The following is a 3,159-nucleotide window of genomic DNA, read 5'->3' as shown; positions in this document are numbered from 1 at the left end:
ATAACTCCAATCCCTAATAAGTGTTGTTCCAGAATTCGGTACAACGCCTAGGTATTTTGGAATGATTCCCTATACGATAGAAAGTATTAAGAAATTAAAAAGGATCGCGTTTGCAATCCTCTTCAACTCTTGAACCAAAGCTTAATAAGAAGGATTATTATAAATTTGACATATAAATTCCATTCTTTCTTCAAAAAACGCGATAAAAAAAGAAAACTTCTCTATTGGGATGTTATTCTTCGATATTAAACCAAGGACCTGAAGCTTGAATTACATTCCAAAGTTTTTCTGGAATCTCAAGCTCGCTTACTTTTGAAGTCTTAATTGCTGTCTCAATTTCAGCTTCTTTTCCATTCTGGACCTTTTCTACCCAGTCTGGATTCATGATTAAGGTATGACCAATCGCTGCTAGGGATAGACCCTTATCTAATGCTGTTGCAACATTATCAGAAGTTACCATTGAACCAGCTGCCATTATAGGAACTCTGCCGTTTACATGTTCAACAATTAATTCAAGATATGTTTTTTCATCATGACTATCGACTGGCTTCGAAGAAAGAGCATCAGCCAATGAAGCATGTACATAATCAACATCTGCTTTGATAAGACGATTAATTAATTCGTAGGTATCCTTCATTCTCAAACCGCCTTCTTCATGTTCGTCAGCAGAAATTCTGTATCCGAAAATAAACGGTTTTTTTGCATGCTTCTTAATCACATTTTTCAATTCCTGTACGACTGCCAATGGGAAACGCAAACGATTTTCTAGAGAGCCACCCCATTCATCCTCACGTCTATTGAAGAATGGAGAGAAGAAGTTTTGAAGTAAAAATCCGTGTGCACCATGAACTTCAACACCATCAAACCCAGCTTCAATGGCTCGTCTTGTTGTTTCTCCAAACGCATGAATCACTTCCATTATTTCATCATGTGAAAGCTCTCTAGGTAATACTGAAGGAGCAAATGCAGTAGCTTCCGTCTCAACATCACTGGAACTAACCACCTCACCATCTGGAGTTAAAGATGGTAGTGCTTTGTTACCTGCGTGGAAAATTTGAAGTAATGCAGGTGCTCCTCCACTTTTCGCCGCATCCGCCAATTTCCGTAGACTTGGAATAAATTTATCGTCATAAGCAGCGAATTCATGCGTAAAACCTATACCGTTTGGTTGCACATGAGTACAGCCAGTTATAACAAGTCCTACTCCATTGACTCTTCTTTTATAATAGTTCACTTCTTCATCTGAAATGGTGTAATCATCATTACTACTCCAAGTTGTCATTGGAGCCATAACAACTCTATTTTTAATGGTGATACCATTTTTAAATGTAAGTGATTCAAATAAGCTGCTATATTTTGTGTTCATTTTTTTAACCTCTTTCTGTATGTTTGTAATACGTTCTGGTGAGTTTGTTTTAATGGTTTATCAACCATTCATGTATTTAAATGGTGCAAGAATAGGTTAATCCCTTGAGTGCACTCTAAAGCAAGTGTTTTTTGATTTTATTTTTATTTTTTTCGATAAAACCGAACTCGAAAGCTGTCTGTACGAGGTTTATCAAAAAGTCGTAAATGGAAAAACAACTGTCTGCTTAATTTCAAGAAAAACAGTCTCCTAATTCATTTTCATAAAAATTTATTTTATTATCCAGATGCTCTAAACTTTGGCGAAGCTTCTCTAAATCTTCCACTACTTTTTTTCGATGATTTTTAAGTAGAGCTAACCTTTCTTCCATTGTTTCATTCCCGATATGCCCCCACATGGCAAATTGTTTCATGTCTTTTAGAGACATCCCCGTATTTTTTAGGTGGAGAAGTGATTCAATCCATAATTTATTTTCATCCGAGTAGATTCTGACATTGTTATCGTCTCTGTTTACTTTTATTAACCCCTCTTTTTCATAAAACCTCAATGTATGATCGCTTAACCCAACGATTTTAGAAAATTCTCCAATAGAATATGTCAATATAACCGCCTCCATTAAATCTGATATGTATATTTCTTCTTTCATTTTTAATGTGACACAAAGTAAGAATAATACTTAGAGTTTACTCTAAGTCAAGAAATTTTTATTCCTCTGTCCGTTTTGAGGTGCTTTTCAGAAGTTATAAACCATTGTCATATAATAAAGCAAAACTCGCCGCAGTATAGGCGAGTTTGCTCTAATATAGTTATTCGATTCTTTATTCCACTGCCACGTTAGCATAAGAAGAAAAGGAGCTGCCGCAACAACTCCTTTGTTCAACTCTTGAACCCGTTACTTGAAGTACAATATATTGAATTAAGTCGAATACAACAAAACTTAAAGTGCCATTTTACTAGAATGTTCCTTTTTCACAGGAATCGGCTCATCATAGCTTCAAATCCAGTTATCCGGTAGGGCAACCGGCGCTGCTGCTCCAAGTTCTTCACACCTTCCATGGTCTTCGCCCATCTTATCAAGTCTCGACTTTTCTTTAGCCACCACAGGTGGGTTCCTTTAACGAGACGGAAGGATTCACTTTATGTTACAACCTGTTAGTTTGCTCGCACTCAACGAGTTACTCTGTCACGGGCTTCAACATTAGAATTTCTTCACCAGTTGCCTGTCAGCTACTGAGCGTCTTGGTACTTACTCANNAGCAATTAACGGCTTGCTGTGCACGCATAAAAAAAAGGACTCCCTTTTTGGGAATCCAATTCATTCAGTGCCACTTTGGTTAAAGCCTAATCTTCTCGGTTCGAAACACTGTCATTAGCCTCATTGGCACCTTCGCCGACTTTGTTACCCATCGCTCCTCCTGCAACAGCTCCTGCAACGGTACCAAGTGGACCAAGAACAGAACCCAAAGCAGCTCCAGCGACAGCACCGACACCAGTTCCTACCGCTTCGCCAGCATCATTATCGACACGGTTACGTTCGTTTTTATCAGCCACTCATCTCACTCCTTATTTAGAATAGGCAAGTGCTTGCCAGCACAATACCGTTTCATATTTTGCCCTATATAGACAGATTTACGCGAATTTTAAATCTATCCTTAAAACTTTGCAATTTACAAATACAATAATTCCTATTAAAACACTTAGAATTCCTTTTAAAATAGTTTTATTCAATGTAACACCTCCTGATTTTCAAAGAAGTAAAAATGAAACATTAATTTTCTTTACATCAATTATAC

3 protein-coding genes are annotated in these 3,159 nt (G+C 37.2%); all 3 read right to left on the bottom strand.

The window, feature by feature from the left end:
- Nucleotides 1-232: 232 nt before the first annotated feature.
- Entirely contained in the window at nucleotides 233-1,366 is a 1,134-nt protein-coding gene (locus tag V7137_RS02825; RefSeq protein WP_335696658.1) for an NADH-dependent flavin oxidoreductase, read from the bottom strand.
- 232 nt (nucleotides 1,367-1,598) lie between these two features.
- Nucleotides 1,599-1,967 (bottom strand): MerR family transcriptional regulator, encoded by a 369-nt coding sequence (locus tag V7137_RS02820; RefSeq protein ID WP_335696657.1) that lies wholly within the window; start codon nucleotides 1,965-1,967, stop codon nucleotides 1,599-1,601.
- A 740-nt stretch (nucleotides 1,968-2,707) separates the two neighbouring features.
- Nucleotides 2,708-2,917 (bottom strand): glycine zipper domain-containing protein, encoded by a 210-nt coding sequence (locus V7137_RS02815; protein ID WP_335696656.1) that lies wholly within the window; start codon nucleotides 2,915-2,917, stop codon nucleotides 2,708-2,710.
- Between the last annotated feature and the right edge of the window lie 242 nt (nucleotides 2,918-3,159).

It is taken from the genome of Neobacillus drentensis (assembly GCF_036962765.1).
In the GTDB taxonomy this organism is placed as follows: Bacteria; Bacillota; Bacilli; order Bacillales; family Cytobacillaceae; genus Neobacillus; species Neobacillus drentensis_C.
This window is presented reverse-complemented; position numbering and strand designations above follow the sequence as displayed.

Bases quoted from the DNA above. Each gene is read 5' to 3' on its own strand.
- V7137_RS02825 (WP_335696658.1), bottom strand. From the start codon at position 1,366: ATGAACACAAAATATAGCAGCTTATTTGAATCACTTACATTTAAAAAT.